The 16,864-nt window shown below is 73.9% G+C and carries 16 protein-coding genes; 7 read left to right on the top strand and 9 right to left on the bottom strand.

All coding sequences use genetic code 11. The features are described from left to right. Positions 1 to 25 precede the first annotated feature (25 nt). A complete protein-coding gene (locus ABGB17_RS08885) occupies positions 26 to 2,695 on the bottom strand; it encodes a CHAT domain-containing tetratricopeptide repeat protein (RefSeq protein ID WP_347627333.1) in 2,670 nt (889 codons plus the stop codon). A 110-nt stretch (positions 2,696 to 2,805) separates the two neighbouring features. On the opposite strand from ABGB17_RS08885, the gene ABGB17_RS08880 reads away from it, so the two are divergent. The 3 genes from ABGB17_RS08880 (at position 2,806) to ABGB17_RS08870 (ending at position 5,509) form a co-directional block, all read left to right on the top strand. After that, positions 2,806 to 4,344 carry a S8/S53 family peptidase gene (locus tag ABGB17_RS08880; RefSeq protein ID WP_347627332.1) on the top strand — a complete coding sequence of 513 codons (1,539 nt, stop codon included), beginning with the start codon at positions 2,806 to 2,808 and terminating at the stop codon, positions 4,342 to 4,344. 86 nt (positions 4,345 to 4,430) lie between these two features. Beyond that, positions 4,431 to 5,006, top strand: coding sequence for a sigma-70 family RNA polymerase sigma factor (locus ABGB17_RS08875; protein WP_347627331.1), 576 nt, complete (start codon positions 4,431 to 4,433; stop codon positions 5,004 to 5,006). Then, positions 5,003 to 5,509 carry a hypothetical protein gene (locus ABGB17_RS08870; protein ID WP_347627330.1) on the top strand — a complete coding sequence of 169 codons (507 nt, stop codon included), beginning with the start codon at positions 5,003 to 5,005 and terminating at the stop codon, positions 5,507 to 5,509. Before ABGB17_RS08875 ends, ABGB17_RS08870 begins: the two co-directional genes overlap by 4 nt. 916 nt (positions 5,510 to 6,425) lie before the next feature. Here the strand turns inward: ABGB17_RS08870 and ABGB17_RS08865 are convergent. Then, complete coding sequence (locus tag ABGB17_RS08865) at positions 6,426 to 6,758, bottom strand: Lsr2 family protein (protein WP_184981078.1); 333 nt, start codon at positions 6,756 to 6,758, stop codon at positions 6,426 to 6,428. Between the two features lie 385 nt (positions 6,759 to 7,143). On the opposite strand from ABGB17_RS08865, the gene ABGB17_RS08860 reads away from it, so the two are divergent. The 4 genes from ABGB17_RS08860 to ABGB17_RS08845 are packed head-to-tail and all read left to right on the top strand — an operon-like array spanning position 7,144 to position 9,146. Next, positions 7,144 to 8,007: an NAD(+)/NADH kinase gene (locus tag ABGB17_RS08860; RefSeq protein ID WP_347627329.1), complete on the top strand. Its 864-nt coding sequence runs from the start codon at positions 7,144 to 7,146 to the stop codon at positions 8,005 to 8,007. A gap of 1 nt (position 8,008) precedes the next feature. Beyond that, positions 8,009 to 8,440 (top strand): CrcB family protein, encoded by a 432-nt coding sequence (locus ABGB17_RS08855; protein WP_347627328.1) that lies wholly within the window; start codon positions 8,009 to 8,011, stop codon positions 8,438 to 8,440. After that, positions 8,437 to 8,784: a DUF190 domain-containing protein gene (locus tag ABGB17_RS08850; RefSeq protein ID WP_347627327.1), complete on the top strand. Its 348-nt coding sequence runs from the start codon at positions 8,437 to 8,439 to the stop codon at positions 8,782 to 8,784. The genes ABGB17_RS08855 and ABGB17_RS08850 overlap by 4 nt, the downstream gene beginning before the upstream one ends. Then, positions 8,781 to 9,146 carry a CrcB family protein gene (locus tag ABGB17_RS08845; protein ID WP_347627326.1) on the top strand — a complete coding sequence of 122 codons (366 nt, stop codon included), beginning with the start codon at positions 8,781 to 8,783 and terminating at the stop codon, positions 9,144 to 9,146. The genes ABGB17_RS08850 and ABGB17_RS08845 overlap by 4 nt, the downstream gene beginning before the upstream one ends. A gap of 586 nt (positions 9,147 to 9,732) precedes the next feature. On the opposite strand, the gene ABGB17_RS08840 is transcribed toward ABGB17_RS08845, so the two are convergent. From ABGB17_RS08840 to ABGB17_RS08810, 7 genes are all read right to left on the bottom strand, one after another. Further along, positions 9,733 to 10,425: a DUF3618 domain-containing protein gene (locus ABGB17_RS08840; RefSeq protein WP_347627325.1), complete on the bottom strand. Its 693-nt coding sequence runs from the start codon at positions 10,423 to 10,425 to the stop codon at positions 9,733 to 9,735. Beyond that, positions 10,422 to 10,847 carry a phage holin family protein gene (locus tag ABGB17_RS08835; protein ID WP_347627324.1) on the bottom strand — a complete coding sequence of 142 codons (426 nt, stop codon included), beginning with the start codon at positions 10,845 to 10,847 and terminating at the stop codon, positions 10,422 to 10,424. Before ABGB17_RS08835 ends, ABGB17_RS08840 begins: the two co-directional genes overlap by 4 nt. 72 nt (positions 10,848 to 10,919) lie before the next feature. Continuing rightward, positions 10,920 to 11,348 (bottom strand): SPW repeat protein, encoded by a 429-nt coding sequence (locus tag ABGB17_RS08830; RefSeq protein WP_347627323.1) that lies wholly within the window; start codon positions 11,346 to 11,348, stop codon positions 10,920 to 10,922. A 465-nt stretch (positions 11,349 to 11,813) separates the two neighbouring features. Next, positions 11,814 to 12,773 carry a siderophore-interacting protein gene (locus ABGB17_RS08825; RefSeq protein WP_347627322.1) on the bottom strand — a complete coding sequence of 320 codons (960 nt, stop codon included), beginning with the start codon at positions 12,771 to 12,773 and terminating at the stop codon, positions 11,814 to 11,816. 690 nt (positions 12,774 to 13,463) lie between these two features. Continuing rightward, positions 13,464 to 14,837 (bottom strand): HAMP domain-containing sensor histidine kinase, encoded by a 1,374-nt coding sequence (locus ABGB17_RS08820; protein WP_347627321.1) that lies wholly within the window; start codon positions 14,835 to 14,837, stop codon positions 13,464 to 13,466. Positions 14,838 to 14,865: 28 nt separating this feature from the next. Beyond that, positions 14,866 to 15,762 carry a helix-turn-helix transcriptional regulator gene (locus ABGB17_RS08815; RefSeq protein ID WP_347627320.1) on the bottom strand — a complete coding sequence of 299 codons (897 nt, stop codon included), beginning with the start codon at positions 15,760 to 15,762 and terminating at the stop codon, positions 14,866 to 14,868. Between the two features lie 197 nt (positions 15,763 to 15,959). Then, positions 15,960 to 16,781, bottom strand: coding sequence for a helix-turn-helix transcriptional regulator (locus ABGB17_RS08810; RefSeq protein ID WP_347627412.1), 822 nt, complete (start codon positions 16,779 to 16,781; stop codon positions 15,960 to 15,962). Positions 16,782 to 16,864 lie beyond the last annotated feature (83 nt).

Raw genomic sequence — 16,864 nt, 5'->3', positions numbered from 1 at the left:
ATCGGCATTCCTGAGAACATCCGGCTCACGCGGCCCCGATGGCGGTGAACGACCACCCGGTGGCCCGGTGCAGGGGGTCGCCGGGCAGGGCGCGGCGGGCGTCGCGCAGCGCCTCGGCCGTGCCGAGGCCGGCGCGCAGGCCGTCGTGCAGCGCCACCGACAGGGCCGCGGCCGCCTCGTCGTCCACCGGCACCAGGCTCGCCGCGATCCCGGCGGTGCCGAGCGGCAGCAGCGCGGCGGCGAGGCCGAGCAGCTCGTCGGCCCCCACCGGCTCCAGCCACCCCGAGTCGCACGCGGACAGCACGATGCGGTACGGGGCGCGGCCGAGGCGCTCCAGGTCGTGCACGGTGAGCCGCCCGTCGTCCATGCGCAGCGCGGAGAACATCGGGCTGTCGGCGCGGAACGTGCCGTGCGCCGCGATGTGCGCGAGCAGGCTGCCGTCGATGGCCTTGAGCACGGCGGTGACGGTGGCCGCGCCGTCGCCGAGCACGGCCGCGCCGCCGTACCGGGCGGCCAGGGCCGGCACCTCGGCCCCTCCCCCGGCGAGGCCGGGCCCCCGGACCAGCACCACCCCCGCCCCGCCCGCCGGGGGGACACCCGCCGCACCGGCCCCCGGGGGCGGCGCCACGTCACCGGCGCGCAGCCAGGCCCCCGCGGACGGCGACACGCCGACCACCCGGTCGCGCAGCGCCGGGAGCGCCGGCCACGGCACCCCGTGCAGCCTGCCGGGCGGCACGATCACCACCGGGCCCGGCCCGAGGTGGCGGGCGGCGGGGCCGAGCAGCGTCTCCTGCAGGCGGCGTGCCCCGGCCTCCACCACCGCCAGCCGCTCGGCGGCGAACCCGGCCGCCGCCCGGTACGCCAGCCGCCGCAGCCCGGCGCGCAGGTGGTCGATCTCGGCGGCGGCGTCCGCCGTGCGCCCGGCCCTGAAGGCCCGCACCCGTCCCCCGCCGCACACCAGCACGTGCGCCACGCCGCCGACGTCGGTGATCTCGACCAGGCGCCGGTCACCGAGCCGGTCCAGCAGCGCCCGGGGGTCGAACGGACGGCTCGCCCGCGCGCCAGAACCGCGGGCCCGCAGGGTGCGGGCCCGGATGGCGCGCTCCAGCCGCCGCTGCTCGCGCTCAAGCACCGGCGCGGGACGGCCGGTGGACCGCGCCGCCTCCACACGGCCGGTGACGTCGCGGTAGGCGGCGGTGTCGCGCAGCAGCCCCGGGTCGTCGGGCGGGCGGGTCGGCGGCACGGCCAGCGCGGTGGCCCGCCACCGCTCGCTCCACGCCAGCAGCCGGCGCGGGTCGCCGGACGCGAGGGCCGCCCGCTGGGCGAGCGCGGCCAGCTCCGCGCCCTGGGCGGTGGCGCGGGCGCGCAGCTCGGCGGCGCCGAGGGTGAGCCGGTGCTCGTCCAGCACGTCCAGGCCGCGGCGGCAGGCGGCGAACACGGCGGGGCGGTGCCCGGCGGCGTCCGCGCGCAGGGCGTGCGCCAGCCACCCGGCCACCCGGGCCTGGGCCGGGCCGCGGTGCCGGCCGCCGGCGGCCTCGGCCAGGTGGCGGGCCGCGTCCTCGGCCCAGCCGAGGGCGAGAGCCAGCCGCCCGGCCAGCAGGGACGCCTGCACGGCCTCCGGCGACCCGAGCTCCCTGAGACGGACGGCGAGCGCGGCGGCGTCGCGCACCTCGCGGCCCCGCGGCCGGCCCGCGGCGTGGCGGGCCTGGCACAGCACCAGCCGGGCGTGGGCCTCCCACCAGTCGCGGCGCTGGCTGACGAACAGCCGGCTCGCGAGGAGCGCGCGGGCGCTCGCGGCGGCGGGGTCGTGCGCCGCCATCGCGGCCCGCGCGGCCACGAGCAGCAGCTCGGCCCTGGTGGTGCTCTGTCCTCGGGTGCGCTCCAGCAGGGCCGCCGCCCGGTCCGCCTCGTGCTGGGCCTCCTCGGCGAGCCCGGCGGCGAGCAGCGCGAAGCACCGGTCGAGGATCAGGCCGTACCCGGGGGTGCCGAGGGCGTCGAACCGGCGGGCCGCCTCGTCGTAGTGGCGCAGCGCGGCGGGCAGGTCGCCGGACAGGAAAGCCGCCACGCCGCGGTTCCACACCGCGACACCCCGGTCGTGGTCCTGGTCGGTGCGTTCCCACAACTGCTCGGCGGCGGCGAAGTCGAGGTCGGCGTGCTCGGTGGAGCCGGAGGACAGGTGGATCAGGCCGCGCAGGGTGAGCGCGCGTGCCGTCCAGATCGTGTCGCCCGCCTCGCGCAGCACCGGGATCGCGGGCCGCAGGTCGTCCAGCGCCTCGCGGTGCCGCCCGAGCACCCACAGGATCCTGGCCCGCCGGAACCGCACCCGGGCCGAGGTGAGGCCGCCGCCCCGCGTCACCCCGGCGTTCAGGTGGGCGAGCCCCCGGCCGGTGTGCCCGGCGTGCACGACGGCGACGCCGAGCGCGGCGAGCGCGTCGGCCTCGCGGTCCGGGGAGCCGGAGCGGCGGGCCAGCGCGCGGGCGCGGCGCAGGTGGCCGAGCGCGACGGTGAGGTCGCCGAAGTCGCGCTCCCAGATGCCGATCACCTGGTGCGCGACGGAGGCGACGTACGGCGGGCCCGGCGCGGCCAGCAGGGCCCGCGCGGCGTCCACCGCCTCGCGGGGGCGCGCGAACACCAGGGACAGCAGGTCTTCCGGCCCGGGCGGCCTGGGATCGCCCGGGGTGCTTCCCCCCTCCACGGTCCAGATGTTAAACGTGGGGTCTCGGGGCGTCCACGCTGTATCAGTCCGACCTCGTCCGGCTCTACATCGGCGAAGACGGACGACGACCACGCACGGAGGAGCCCCAGATGGCGCCCGACCGATTCCAGGAGCAGCTCAAGCTGATCTCAGAGGCCATGGACCACACGCCGCTCGTCGGCGGCCCACCCGGCGAGATCCCCTTCTACGCCTTCGAGAGCGGGCACATCCTGTGCCGCGCCGAGGAGGCCCACCTGGTGGTGGACGAGCTCAACGCCACCGGCAACCGGCGGGCGGCCCCGGTGATGCTCCCCGGCTCCCGCCCGGCCTCCGGCCTGCTGCGGATCCCGGTCGCCTCGCCGGACACCGCCGCGCCCGACGGCGGAGTCGTCGGCGCGCTGCGGGACCTGGAGCGCCTGGAGGGGCGGGCGGGTAAGCAGATGGCGGGCAAGAACCACCTGATCACCATCACGCCGGGCGGGGTGAACTCCTGCCCGGCGGACGAGCCGGACGCGACCTCGGAGCAGTTCCACCCCGCGCGGCAGTTGGTCCCGGACGGGCCGGCGAACGGCGACCGGCCACCGGTGACGATCCTCGTGGTCGATACGGGCATCGTGAAGGACCTGCACACGCAGCACCCGTGGATGACGGGCGTCGTACCGCCCGCCCCGGCCGACGAGGTCGACCCGCGGGCCAAGCCCCCGATCCGTGTCTCGCCGCTCATCCCCGATCTTCCCGGGCTTCCCGGCGTCGGCGGGAGCGGCACGCGGGTCCCTCCCACCCACGACCCGAAGGGGTTCGTCCGCGAGTACGTGGGGCACGGCACGTTCATCGCCGGGCTGATCCAGGCCATCGCGCCGCACACGCGGGTCACCGTGTCCAACAAGATGAGCCGGGCCGGCTGCATGATGGAGGACCAGTTCACCGAGCGGCTGACGGAGGCGCTGGCCCCGGGCTGGCCCACCATCATCAGCCTGTCCGCAGGCGCGGCGAACGGCCTGTTCACGCCGCTCATGGGCATGGAGTGGTTCCTGGACGCCCTGAAGGAGCACCCCGGCACCCTGCTGGTGGCGGCGTCGGGCAACAACGGCAGTGACGCCCCTTTCTGGCCGGCGGCGTCCGCGCGGTACCCCGCGGAGAACGACGGGGTGGTGTCGGTGGGGGCGCTGCGCGTCGACGGCGAACAGGGCGCGTGCTTCACCGACTACGGCGAGTGGGTGCGGGTGTACGCGCCCGGGGAGCGGCTCGTGGGCGCGTTCCTCGGCGCGGACGGCCCGCAGCCGTACAGGTACCAGCACTCGACCTTCGAGCGCTGCCGCTACCTGGCCTCCTACGAGGACCCTTTCCTGTACGACTGCACCTGCGGCTTCCCTGCCAGGGTCGGCGTGCTGAGCGAGCCGGACCGGGCGCCGAGCACGGCGTCCTTCACCGGCAGGGCCAAGTGGAGCGGCACGTCGTTCTCCACTCCGATCGTCGCCGCCATGATCGCCAACCACATGGTGGCGACCGGGGAGTGGAACCCGAGGACCGCCGCGAAGGACCTGATCAGGAGCGGCGGATACCGCGCGACGGTGCGCGGCGTGCCCGTCCGCGCGTTGCGGCCTCCTGGCTGGCACCCTGCCCCGGTGACGGCGGCGCCGCGGCCGTGATCGGACGACCCGCGCGGGCCCGCCGAGGCGTCCGCGCGGGAGGCGCACGGCGTACGATGATGATCCCCACCGTAAGGATCGCCCGCGTGGACCGTGACGCGACCGGCGCCCTCTTCCGCGCCGCGGCCGAAGGTGACGCCGCCGCCTGGAAGGCTCTCGTCGAGCGGCTCGCCCCGCTGGTGTGGTCGGTCGTGCGCGCCCACGGGCTGTCGGACGCCGACGCCCACGAGGTGTTCCAGACGACGTGGTTCCGTCTCGCGCAGCACCTCACCCGCATCCGGGAGCCGGAGAAGGTCGGGTCGTGGCTGGCGAGCACGGCGCGGCACGAGTCCCTGAAGGTCATCAGGGCGGCCCGCAGGGAGTCGCCCGTCGGCGATCCGTGGCTGCTCGACGGTCCCTCCGCCGGGGGCACGCCCGAGGAGGCGGTGCTCGAGGCGGAGGAGGCGGCCACCCACGCCGAGCGGGTCCGGCGGCTGTGGGCGGCGTTCGGGGAGCTGAGCGAGGCGTGCCGGCGGCTGCTGCGTGTGCTCATGGCCACGCCCCCACCGGCCTACCAAGAGGTGTCCGCGGCGCTCGGCGTCCCGGTGGGGAGCATCGGTCCCACCCGGCTGCGCTGCCTTCGGCGCCTGCGTGCCCTGCTCTCCGAGCGGGGCGAGTCGTGACCTCCCGCGGCGCCGGGCCGGGCGGGCGGGACGACGGCGGGCCCCCGCCGGGGGGCGGGGCCGGGGGCGCGGTGGACGACGCGCTGGAGCGGGAGCTGCGGGAGGCGGCGGCGGTCCTCGACCCGGTGCCGCCCGAGGTGCTGCAGGCCGCCGTGGAGGCCTTCACGATGCGCGCCGTGGACGACGAGCTGGCCGCGCTCGCGTTCGACTCGCTGGCCGGCGCGGGGACGGTGCGCGGGGACGACGGGCCGCGCGTGGCGGCCTTCCACACCGGGGAGGCCGGGGTGGACGTGGAGATCACGGTGTCCGGCGCCGGGGCCCGCGTCGTCGGGCAGCTGATCCCGCCGGGCGCGGCGGAGGTGGAGGTGCGCGGGCGGCGGCCGGTCACCGTGACGGCCGACGCGATGGGGCGTTTCGCCTGCGATCACGTGGCCCCGGGGCCGTTCAGCCTCCGCTGCCGGGTCGGCGATCTCACGCTGGTCACGGAGTGGATCACCATCTGAGCCGCCGGGCGGAGGCCCCCACCCCTTCTGCCTTCCCCTGCCGCCCTCTGCCCTCTCGCGGGCGCAAGAAATCACGACATTGCGCCATACGATGCTTACAGAAGGTGACAAAAAGCTTCCCTCCGCATTCCGCCTACAGAACGTCGGAGAAGGCCGGAAAACGATCGCACCTCGGAGATTGCCTTATCCGGCCACGACTAACCGGCATTGGACGGCTCCGCGAGGGGGCCCGAATGGGCGGACGGACGGCGGGCGGCGCGGCGGGGCGTTGATTGGGCCCGAACCTGCGAATTCGCTGGAAGTTTCGCGCCCGGCCGTGGCCATTACATTGGCGGCCGGGGGCGTGCCCGGCGGCGCGGGCGGGCCGGCGGGGGGCGGGGCGCCGGCGACGCGTGAGACCCTGGGGGCGGATAATAGCGCGGACGGCGCCGCCGCGGCCACGTCCCGGCCGCACCGTTTTACGCATTGACGGCCCCGGAACTTCGCGCATACACCCTGACCGGGCACGGGGCACCCCGCAGAAGCCCGCGCCAACCACGCCGGGCTCGGCGCGGGAGGGCCCCAATCACCGGAATCACATGCCGATGATGAGGCGATGGCGCCGTGATTTCCCGGGCTCCGCCGAGAGGACCGCCGTGACGGCTAACCCCTGGATGGAGCAATGAATAGGGGTCAAGCTAACAAATTCCCTGAAGTCAGCACTAGTCACCCGAACCACGCCACCGCGGCCATCCTCGCCGGGAGAGCGAGGATCAGTGCAGGCCAGAACGACGCGTGCGGGCCAGGGAGGGCCCCGTCCCGTCCCGCCGGCTTCCCCGATGCGAGCACAGCCTCTACGAGAGCGGCCCGCCAGGGCGGGCCCAAGAGACGCTCGTGCTCGCCGGGGCGACTAATCCAGGCGGGACGGGTTAATCATTCACTGCGCTGCTTCGTACTGGGCGACGATGTGGGAGGCGATCCTGCCTCGCTCGCTGACGTTGAGGCCGTGGGCCTTGGCCCATGCCCGGATCTCGGAGCTTTTGTCACGAGCCGGACGCTGGGCGGCGCCGCGCTTACGGCCGCGGGCCTGGCCGTGATCGGCCTTGCGGGCGCTGGACACGAAAGGCGAAAGGGCCTCCCGCAGATTCCTGGCGTTTTTGTCGTTCAGGTCGATCTCGTAGCTGGTCCCGTCAATCGCGAACTGGACCGTCTCTTTTGCTTCACCGCCTTCGAGGTCGTCGATGAGAAGCGTCTGGATCTGTGTCGCCATCTCCACTCCTTTCGGGAGCATAGTTTGACTCCCCAAGAATATACCCGCCAACGGTCGGTTCCTACGCGTGGAACAGCATGACGCATTGACGGGCCCCGCATCGTAAGTATGCGCAGAATCGGGCACCAGGCACCTTTATCCGCAGCTACCAGCGCGGCACCCAACCACTGGCCGCACCCGGACACCGATTCGCGTGTCAGGACCATATACCGGTGGGGGCAGAAGATAGTGGTGACTACAGATTCCCGGCTCCCCGGCTGCGTTGTCACGTCCAGCGGGAGCGGGCGCGCGGGGGAACAGTGCCTCTCCCACCCTGCCACGGCGGGGCCCGCGGCGGGCCCGCGGCACGCGGGAGCAGAGGGCGGCGCGCCGTACAGTGGGCGTCATGGGCATGGTCAAGACCGTGGGGCTGGTCCTGCACCCGCAGCGGGACTCCAAAGAGGCCATCGACACGATCGTGGAGTGGGCCGCCACCCGGGGCGGCACGGTGCTCGGCCTGCCCGACGAGGTGGGCCGCATCCACTGCAGCGCGGTGGCCGTCGACTCCGCGAGCCTGGTGGAGCGGGCCGACCTGCTGGTCAGCCTGGGCGGGGACGGCACCATGCTGCGCACCATGCGCCTGGTGTCCGGCCGCACCACCCCGGTGCTCGGGGTGAACCTCGGCAAGCTGGGGTTCCTCGCCGAGATCGACGTCGAGGACCTTCCCCCGGCGTTGTCGGCCATCGACAACCACCGGTTCACCGTCGAGCCGCGCATGGCGGTGCAGGCCGCGCTGCCCGGCGGGCACACCGTCACCGCGTTCAACGACATCGCGCTGGTCCGCACGCCCGGCGACCGGATGTCCGCGGTCGGCATCTCGGTGGAGGGCCACCCGTTCGTCCGCTACGCCTCCGACGCGGTGATCGTCGCGACGTCCACGGGCTCCACCGCCTACAACTTCTCCGCCGGGGGCCCCATCGTTTCCCCGCTCGTCGAGGGTTTCCTGGTGGTGCCCGCGGCGGCCCACTCGTCGTTCAACCGGGCGCTGGTGCTCTCGGCCGACGAAGAGGTCGTCCTGGAGCTCCTGCCCGCCAGCGGGGAGCTCGCCGTGGAGGTGGACGGCAGCGTCGCGAGCCGGCTGACGGCGGGCGACCGGGTCACCGTCAACGCCGTCCGCGGCGCCGGGCGCGTGGTCCGCCTCGGCACCACCACCTTCTACGAACGTGCCCGCCGCAAGCTCCGGGTCAGCGGCAGCGCCGAGGTCGACTGAGATGCCCGCCGCCACGGGGCGCCCCCCGTGGAGCACCGTCGCGGCGGTCTCGGCCGGGGGCGTCGCCGGGAGCCTGGCACGCTACGGGCTCGGGGTGGCGTTCCCTGTGCGCCCGGGCGGCTTCCCCTGGGCGACCTTCGCCGTCAACGTGTCGGGGTGCCTGCTGATCGGGGTCCTGATGGTGGTGATCACCGAGGCGACCCGCCCGCACCCCCTCGCGCGTCCCTTCCTCGGCGTCGGGGTGCTCGGTGGTTTCACCACGTTCTCCGGGTACGTCGTGGACATCGGCCGCACCTTCGGCGCGGGCGCCCCGGTCACCGCGGTGGCTTACCTCGCGGGCACCGCCGCGGCGGCACTCGCCGCGGTGTACGCGGGCGCGGCGGCCACCCGCGCGGCCGTCGCCCGGACGTCCCGCCGGAAGGGATCGCCATGAAGCTCGAAGGCCCCGCCACCCGCCTGACCGTCCTGATCGGCGAGAGCGACCAGTGGCACCACCGCCCGCTCTACCACGAGATCGTGCGCAGGGCCCAGGAGGACGGGCTCGCGGGCGCCACCGTGCTCAGGGGCATCGAGGGGTACGGCGCGTCGTCGCGCATCCACACCACCCGCATCCTGTCCCTGTCGGAGGACCTGCCCGTGGCGGTCGTGCTGATCGACACCGAGGAGCGCATCAGGGCCTTCCTGCCCCGGCTGGACGAACTGGTCACCGAAGGCCTGGTCCTGCTAGACCCGGTGGAGGTGGTCCGCCACGCCGGCCGGGAGGCGGAGGGCCCGTGAGCACCGCCACGGTGCTCCTGGTCGCGGCCGGCGCCGCCGCCGGCGCCCCCGCGAGGTACCTCGCCGACCGCGCCGTACAGGCGCGCACCGGATCGGTCTTCCCATGGGGCACCCTGGTGGTGAACGTCGTGGGCTCGGCCCTCCTGGGTTTCCTGGCCGCACTCCCCGCCGGCGGCACCCTCATGGCGACAGCCGGCACCGGCTTCTGCGGCGCCCTCACCACCTACTCCACCTTCGGCTACGAAACCCTGCGCCTGGCCGAGACCGGCACCCGCCTGCTCCCTGTCCTCAACGTCACGGCCAACATAACCGCCGGCCTCACCGCAGGCGCCTGCGGCATGCTCCTGGCCCACCTGCTGTGACCCCCCGGCACACCAGTCTGCTCCCCCCGGCCCACCCGGATCCGCCCCCAGGGACGACCGCCTGAACCACCAGCCGCCCCCGGCCTGCCCGGGTCTGAGCCCCCAGCCCGTCCGGGTCCGTCCCCCGGCCCACCGGGGGCGACCTCCTGAACGACGTGATCTCCTGGTCCACCAGGTGCCATCCCCGGCCTGCCGGGGTCTGAGCCCCCCACCCGTCCGGGTCCGTCCCCCGGCCCACCGGGGACTGAACCACCCGATGTGATCTCCTGGTCCACCGGGTGTCCCCCCAGGCAAGCCCGGGGTGAGCCCCTGGCTCACCGGCGACGATCCCTGGCCGTTCCGGTCTGTCCCCTGGCCTACGGGGCGTGATCCCCGGCCGATCCACCGGCCCACCAGTCGTGACCACCGGCCCGCCCGGTCTGTCCCCTGTCCCCACCCGGGCGATGCCGGGCGACCAGGGGTGATCCCCGGACGACCAGGAGCTGATCTCCTGGTCCACCGGGTGCCCACCCCCCGGTGTGCCCGGTCTCAGTCCCTGGCGCACCGGAGGTGGTGGTCTCCGGCGGGTGTTCCCGTTCGCCGGCGGTCAGCGGCGGCGGCGGTAGTGGGGTGGGGTGCGGCGGGACCAGGTGGTCCAGGCCGCGGCGGCCATGGTGGTGGCGCCGGCGGCGATGAGGGCCAGTGGGTGGCGGGCGGCCTGGGTGAGGATGCGGTCGGCGATGGTGCCGGCGTTCTCGTAGGTGGCGGCGTCCACTCGGCGGCCGCCGAGGCGGCGGGTGGTGACGGGGCCGCCGCGCAGGCGTTCGGCCACCTCGGCGCCGCGGCGCGCGGTGGACGTCCGGCCGGTGTCCCGGGTGCGTGCGGGGACCATCCTCGCGCGGGCGCGCGTGAGCTTGTCGCGGGCGCGGGCCTTGATGTCGGCCTTGCCGGCCAGGGCCTCCACCGTGCGGCCGAGGTCCTCGCGGGTCTGGGCGATCTCCTCACGGAGGCGTTGCTCCTCCGAGCGGGGGGCGCGGCGCGTCGTCTCACCGGTCACGCCCGCCGTCTGGGGGCGGGTCTCGGCGGAGGCGACGGGGCCGGACAGACCGGCCAGCGGGTCGCCGCCGGGGCCGTGGCTCACCACGGGCTTGACGTACGGCTTGTGGGGGGCCTGGGTGCGGGGGAAGTTCAGGGACGGGCCCGCGGACTCGGGGGTCGCTGTGCCGGGCTCCTGGCGGTGGAGGCCCACCTCGCCGGCGGTGGGGCGGTACGGCGTGCCCACGGGGTCGATCTCGGTCATCGGTGTGCCCCCTGCCTGACGGCGTCCAGATCCGCCTTGATGCTGTCGATGGTCTCCTTGGGGAGTGGCGGCGTGGCCTTGGACACCTGGCGCTTGCCGCCGAACCCGAGCAGGCCGGCCAGGACCAGCAGGGCGACGCCGACGATCACCGCCGCGAGCCAGCCCGGCATCACCAGCGCCAGGGCGAGGATGACGGCGGCCACCAGCGCGCCGCCGCCGTACAGGGCGAGCACTCCCGCGCCGCCGAACATGCCCGCGCCGACGCCGGCCCGCTTCCCCTTGCGGGACAACTCCAGCGCCGCGAGCCGGAACTCGTCGCGGACGAGCCGCGACACGTCTTCCGAGAGCTGCTTGACGAGTTCGGCGGTGCTGAGCGATGAGTACGCGTTCGCCGCGGTCTCCCGTTCCTTGAGGCTTGTCATGGCGTACCTTCCTTCAGGCTGTACCGCCCGCGTGCCCCGTCCAGCGGCCGACTAACCGATCGCGCGGAGGTGTCACCGCATGGGCATCCTCATCGGGCGGCTGCCCACCGCCATGGCGCCGAGGCCGAGCAGCAGGATGACGACCCCGGTCACGACGTTGTTCCACACCGTCGAGGTGGTCGCCGACCGCAGGATCCAGGGCGACAGGATGGTCCACACCCCGAGCACCGGGGCGAGCCACGTCAGCCCGTACGTGCGGCCGTACGCCGAGGCGAACCCCACGCCGAGCGCCGCGAGGAACAGCCCGGTGACCAGGTTGCTCACCGTGATCCGCGGCAGGCCGAAGAACCCCGCCACCCAGGGCGAGATCGCGAGGTACAACCCCGCGAGGAGCGTGAGCCCGTCGATCGCCTGCGCGAACTTGCTACAGCTCGCCCGCTCGTACTTGGCCCGCATCTCGACGATGTCGGGATGCGTGTCCAGGCCGGTCGGTCTGGTCATGACCTCACCGCCTTTCCGACGTCCTCGGGGAACGACTTGATTCCGGCCATACCCTTGGGAGAAGGCCGCTTCACGACGGCCAATGCAAATATTTCGGCTGATGACGACCGTTATTCGGACTTCACCCACCATCGTCCCGGGCCGACCGAGGCACCCGACACCTTCACCCGTCAGTCCTTCTCGGGATGCCCGAAACGCCGACACGCTCATCCGTCGGCCGATCCCAGGACATCCGAGACGCCGACACCATCGCGCGTCAGCCGATCCCAGGACACCCGAGACGCCGACACCATCGCGCGTCAGCCGATCCCAGGACACCCGAGACGCCGACACCATCGCGCGTCAGCCGATCCCAGGACACCCGAGACGCCGACACCATCGCGCGTCAGCCGATCTCGGGACAGCCGAGACGCCCCCACGCGCCGGCCGACCTCGGGACCGCCGAGACGCCGGCACCTGCACGCGTCAGTCGATCTCGGGGCGGCCGAGGCGCCAGTACCCCATGAACGCCACCGACTTCCGGTCCACACCGAGGTCACCCACCAGGTGGCGGCGCAGGATCTTCACCACGCCGGCCTCCCCGGCCAGCCACGCGTAGAAGCCGGCATCCGCGGCGGCCTCCTCCGGCACCTCCCACAGGGGCTCGTCCTCCACCACCCCCGGGCGGGGCGGCAGGTCGGCCACCTCGGCAGGGCCGGTGGCGGGTGTCCCGGCGCGCAGAGCGCGGGCGGCCTCCTGGACGGCGGGGATCAGCAGGTCCCCGTGCCGCGCACCGGGACGGCCGGGCCGGTGACGGGGCAGCCAGGTCACCCGGACGCCGGGTGCCACGTCGAGGGGAAGGGCGTCCGCGGGGTCGGGCACCTCGATCAGGATGCGGGCGTCCACGCCCGCGGGCAGGGCCTCGGCGATGGCGGACAGGGCCGGGGCCGCCGTCTCGTCCCCCGCGGCCAGCAGGCGCGCCGCCCCCGGCGGCGGCGCCCACTCCGTGCCAACGCCGGGCTCGCCGTACCGCGAGTCCGGCCCGATGACCAGCAACGGCCTCCCCGGCGCCGCCTCACGCGCCCACCGGGAAGCGGGCCCGCCGTCACCGTGCAGCGCGAAGTCCACGTCCAGCTCCCGGCGCCCCGGCCGCACGGCCCGCACGGTGTAGGTCCGCACGGGGTTGCGCCGCTCGGGCGGCAGAGCACGCCACGGCTCCCACCAGTCCTCCCCGTCAGGGAAGAAGGAGTAGCCGGCGTCGCGATCCGGGAACACCAGCTTGATCCGCCGGTCGAACCCGTCACCCGCGAAACAACAAAGATCGTCCCCACCGAACGTCACCCGCACGAAACTCGCCCCGAGCGGCACCACCCGCTCCACCCATACCCGGAAAATCCGGTAAGCGGGCACGTCATCCACCCCGAGGTGCGCATCATGCCCGGCCATGAGGGCGTCCGCCCCGGAGTCAATCCCCTGCTCACCAGAGAACCGACCCGCGCCGGACCGCGACTCCGCACCGAACCGGCCCGCGTGCCCGTCCGGGATGTCACCCGCGCCGGAGTCAGCCTCATGCCCGCCGGACAACCGGCCCGCACCCAACCCGTCGGCGCGCCCGTCCAGGGCCTCACCCCCACCAGAACCAGCACCCTGACCGCCGGAAGACCGGCCCGCACCGGACCGGGGCTCCACGCCGGACCGGGAGTCCACGCCGGACTGCACCGGGTGCCCGTTCGGAATGCCACCTCCGCCGGAATCAGCCTCATGCCCGCCGGAGAACCGGCCCGTACCCGACCCCTCGGGGCACTCGTCCAGGACCTCACCCGCGCCGGAGCCAACGCCCTGACCGCCCGACAACCGGGCCGCGTGCCCGTCCAGGACGTCGACCTCGCCGGAAACAGCACCCTGGCCGTTGGGAGGCTGGTTCGTGCTGGGCCGGGCCGTGGGTCCGTCGAGGACGGCGGAGGTCCTGAGGACGGACGTGGCGGCGGGCGGGTGGTGTGGTGTGGTGGGGCGGAGGGTGGGGGGCGGGGAGGTGGAGGGCTCCTTTGGGGGGTTGTGGGGTGGGTTGGTGGGGTGGGCGGTCATTTGGGGGCCTCCGGTCGGGGTTGGGCTCCCTGCAACTTAGCTTTGCCTTACCTAACTGGCAAGCGGGGTCGAGACCACTGAGGGCTCGACGCGGGTCGGGGTCAGGCGCAGGACGAAGCGGGCGCCTCGGGGGGAGTCCTCCACGCGCAGGCTGCCGCCGTGGGCTTCGGCGATCTCGCGGGAGATGGCGAGGCCAAGGCCGGTGCCGTCGGGGTCGCGGCGGCGGCCCTCCTCCAGGCGGACGAAGCGCTGGAACACCCGCTCGCGGTCGACGGGGGCGATGCCGGCGCCGTCGTCGGTGACCTCCACCGTCGCGAGGCCGTCCTTCTCGGCGACCTTGACCGTCACGTGGCCCTCGGCGTGGCGCTGGGCGTTGGCGATCAGGTTCTCCAGCACACGCATCACCTGCACCCGGGAGCCGCGGACGAACACGCGGTCCTCGACGAGCACCCGGACGGGCGGGCCGGTGGCGAGGTCCTCCACCACCTCGGCGAGCAGGGTGGTGAGGTCGAACGGCTCGCCGGTGGCGGTGTCGCCGGAGCGGAGCCGGGCCAGCACCAGCAGGTCGTCCACGATGGCCTCCATGCGGTCCACGGTGCCGAGCGCCGCCTGGATCGAGGCGCGCGGGTCGACCTCCGTGGGGTGCAGCAGTGCCTCCTCAAGGCGCAGACGCAGCCCGGCGATCGGGGTGCGCAGCTCGTGGGAGGCGTCCGAGGCGAAGCGGCGCTGCTGGGAGACGGCCGCCTCCAGCCGGCCCAGGGTCTCGTTCGCGGTGTGCGCGAGCAGGGCGATCTCGTCCCCGCCGGGCGGGACGGGCACCCGCAGGCTCAGGTCGCTGCCGGTGATCTGCGACATGCGTGCCCTTATGGCCTCCACCGGGGTCAGCGTGCGGCCCACCAGCACCCAGGTGACCCAGGCCGCGAGGCCGGTGAGCACCAGCACGCCGCCGACGATGCCGGCTTCGAGCCGGCCGGTGGCGAGCACGGCGGGGGTGCGGACCCCGGCGTAGACCACCAGGGAGTCGGGCGCGGGGGTGACGCGGATGGCCATGGCCATGACGCACCCGATCACCGGAGGGCACGCCGTCACCTCCTCGAAGCGGTCGTCGGCGGGGGGGCGCACGTTGCTCAGCGGCTCGGCGCCCTGTGCCTGCTCGCTGGCCCGGATCACCCGCCCGCTGTGATCCACCACCTGGATCAGGTCCACCGGGCTTATCGCGGGGATCACCCGCGGCACCCGGCCGGCCCGTACCGCGGCGCTCCACTGGCTGGCCACGCGTTTGGTCGAGTCGAAGGTGTCCACCACCGATTTGTAGCGGGCCGCCGCGTCCAGGCAGGCACCGATCACGGTCAGCACGATCAGGCTCGTGACCACAGCCGCGACGGTGTAACGGGACCGGATGGAGACCGGCCGGGGAATCCTCATGGTAAGCGCTTTCCTCACCGGGCGCCTCTCACGGCCTGCGATGGGCGAGCGCCGGGGACCCGGGGCGTGTGAGCGCCGGGACCTCGTCAGTGGACGGCACGGCCTCGCGGTCGCCGTCGACGAGGCGCCGGAGCATCCCGAGCGCGTGCTCGGAGGGGCTGCCCGGCTCTGCCTGGAAGACGACGAGCTGCTGGCCGCTGTGCTTGCCGACGAACAGACGCTCGATGGTCAGCGTGATGTCACCGACCAGCGGGTGGTGGAACCGTTTGTCCTCGTCACCGCGGACGTCCACGTCGTGCCGCGCCCATATGCGGCGGAATTCGTCGCTGCGATCGCAGAGCTCGTCGACCAGTTCGGGCAGGTAGGGGTCGTCGGGATCGGTGCCGGCGAGGCCGCGCAGCAGGGCGGCCTTGGTGCCGGCCGCGACCTCCCAGTCGACGTAGAAACCGCGGGACTCGGGGTTGAGGAAGGTGAGGCGCAGAAGGTTGTCGTTGTGGTCGAGCCCGTCGTACAGGGCCCTGGTCATGCGGTTGGCCGCGAGCACGTCCATCCAGCGGCCGAGCACGAACGCCGGGGTGTGGTCCAGGCCACGCAGGATGCTGAGCAGCCCCGGGCCGACCGGCTCGGCCCGCCGCGCCGGACGGCGCGGGCGTGGGTGGGCGAGCTCGAAGAGATGGTCGGTGGCCACGCCGTCCAGGTTGAGCGCCCGGGCCAGGGCGCCGAGCACCTGCTCCGAGGGACGCCGCTCCCGGCCCTGTTCCAGCCGGATGTAATAGTCGGTGCTGACGCCTGCCAGCATGGCGATCTCTTCGCGGCGCAGCCCGGGTGTCCGGCGACGGCCCGCATCGATCAGCCCGACCGAGTGGGGGCTCGTCACCTCGCGCCGGGCGCGGAGGAAATCACCGAGGAGTTTGTCGCTGTCCATTTCATCACGTTACGACACGTATGCGAGAAATGGGGGGTTGTCTCACACCCAGGTGACGGAGTGAAGCCCAGGGCATTCCCGCAGGTCAGACACCTTGACCGGCCCTTGGTGCGAGGCGGGGGCGCGCGTTACCCAGGGCGCCCTCGGGCACCTCCGGTCGTACCGCACGCCGCCCGTTGAACAGCGGTGCAAAAGACTCAGACCTCGCCGAGGATACGCCGCAGGCTGCGCAGGCTGGCGTCCACCGGCTCGGCCTCGATGCTCAGGCGGTTCATCACGTCCCAGTACAGGACGATGTCGGAGGGCTTGTCCGGGTAGATCGCACTGTTGAGCTGCTCCAGGTACACGACGTCCGGCAGGAGGTCCTCGGCCATGCGCAGGATGGTGATGGGGCCGCCCGCCGCCGCGTGGCCGCCGTGGCTGAACGGCATGAGCTGGATGGTGACGTTGGGCAGCGCGGCCATGTCGATCAGGTGGGCGATCTGCGCCCGCATCACCTCGCGCCCGCCGACGGGACGGCGCAGCGCGGCCTCGTCCAGCACCGCCCACAGCCGGACCGGGCGCCGGCGCGTCAGGATTTCCTGCCGCCGCATGCGCACCTCCACCCGGCGCTCGACGTCCTCTTCGGACAGGCCGCGCCCCAGCCCGGCGACGGCGCGCGCATAGTCCTCGGTCTGCAGGAGGCCGGGGACGAACTGCACCTCCCAGGAGCGGATCAAGCTCGCCGCCTGCTCCAGGCCGAGGTAGGGCTCGAACCACGACGGCACGGCGTCGCCGTAGGCGCTCCACCAGCCGGGGCGGTTGGCCTGCTCGGCCAGCGCGAGCAGGGTGTCGCGCTCGGCCGCGCCGGTCACGCCGTACAGGGTGAGCAGGTCGGCGACGTCACGGGTCTTGAAGCCCGTGCGGCCGAGCTCCATGCGGCTGATCTTGGTGTCCGAGGCACGGATGTGGTACCCCGCGTCGCCGCGGCTGATGTCGCACGCCTCGCGCAGGCGGCGCAGCTCGCCGCCCACGACCATGCGCAGGACCGTCGGCCCCGACAACCGCTGATCCTGCAGTCTGTCCTCGTCGATGTCGCCTTCGGGCCGAACGATGCTCATGA

Source organism: Sphaerisporangium sp. B11E5 (assembly GCF_039871875.1).
Classification (GTDB): domain Bacteria; phylum Actinomycetota; class Actinomycetes; order Streptosporangiales; family Streptosporangiaceae; genus Sphaerisporangium.
Note: the sequence above shows the minus strand (reverse complement) of the source record. Positions and strands in the feature narration are given on the sequence as shown.

Coding starts and splice junctions, on each gene's coding strand:
- ABGB17_RS08880 (WP_347627332.1), top strand. CDS start 2,806: ATGGCGCCCGACCGATTCCAGGAGCAGCTCAAGCTGATCTCAGAGGCC.
- ABGB17_RS08860 (WP_347627329.1), top strand. CDS start 7,144: ATGGGCATGGTCAAGACCGTGGGGCTGGTCCTGCACCCGCAGCGGGAC.
- ABGB17_RS08815 (WP_347627320.1), bottom strand. CDS start 15,762: ATGGACAGCGACAAACTCCTCGGTGATTTCCTCCGCGCCCGGCGCGAG.
- ABGB17_RS08830 (WP_347627323.1), bottom strand. CDS start 11,348: ATGACCAGACCGACCGGCCTGGACACGCATCCCGACATCGTCGAGATG.
- ABGB17_RS08850 (WP_347627327.1), top strand. CDS start 8,437: ATGAAGCTCGAAGGCCCCGCCACCCGCCTGACCGTCCTGATCGGCGAG.
- ABGB17_RS08855 (WP_347627328.1), top strand. CDS start 8,009: ATGCCCGCCGCCACGGGGCGCCCCCCGTGGAGCACCGTCGCGGCGGTC.
- ABGB17_RS08835 (WP_347627324.1), bottom strand. CDS start 10,847: ATGACAAGCCTCAAGGAACGGGAGACCGCGGCGAACGCGTACTCATCG.
- ABGB17_RS08825 (WP_347627322.1), bottom strand. CDS start 12,773: ATGGCCGGGCATGATGCGCACCTCGGGGTGGATGACGTGCCCGCTTAC.
- ABGB17_RS08840 (WP_347627325.1), bottom strand. CDS start 10,425: ATGACCGAGATCGACCCCGTGGGCACGCCGTACCGCCCCACCGCCGGC.
- ABGB17_RS08810 (WP_347627412.1), bottom strand. CDS start 16,781: ATGGTCGTGGGCGGCGAGCTGCGCCGCCTGCGCGAGGCGTGCGACATC.
- ABGB17_RS08820 (WP_347627321.1), bottom strand. CDS start 14,837: ATGAGGATTCCCCGGCCGGTCTCCATCCGGTCCCGTTACACCGTCGCG.
- ABGB17_RS08865 (WP_184981078.1), bottom strand. CDS start 6,758: ATGGCGACACAGATCCAGACGCTTCTCATCGACGACCTCGAAGGCGGT.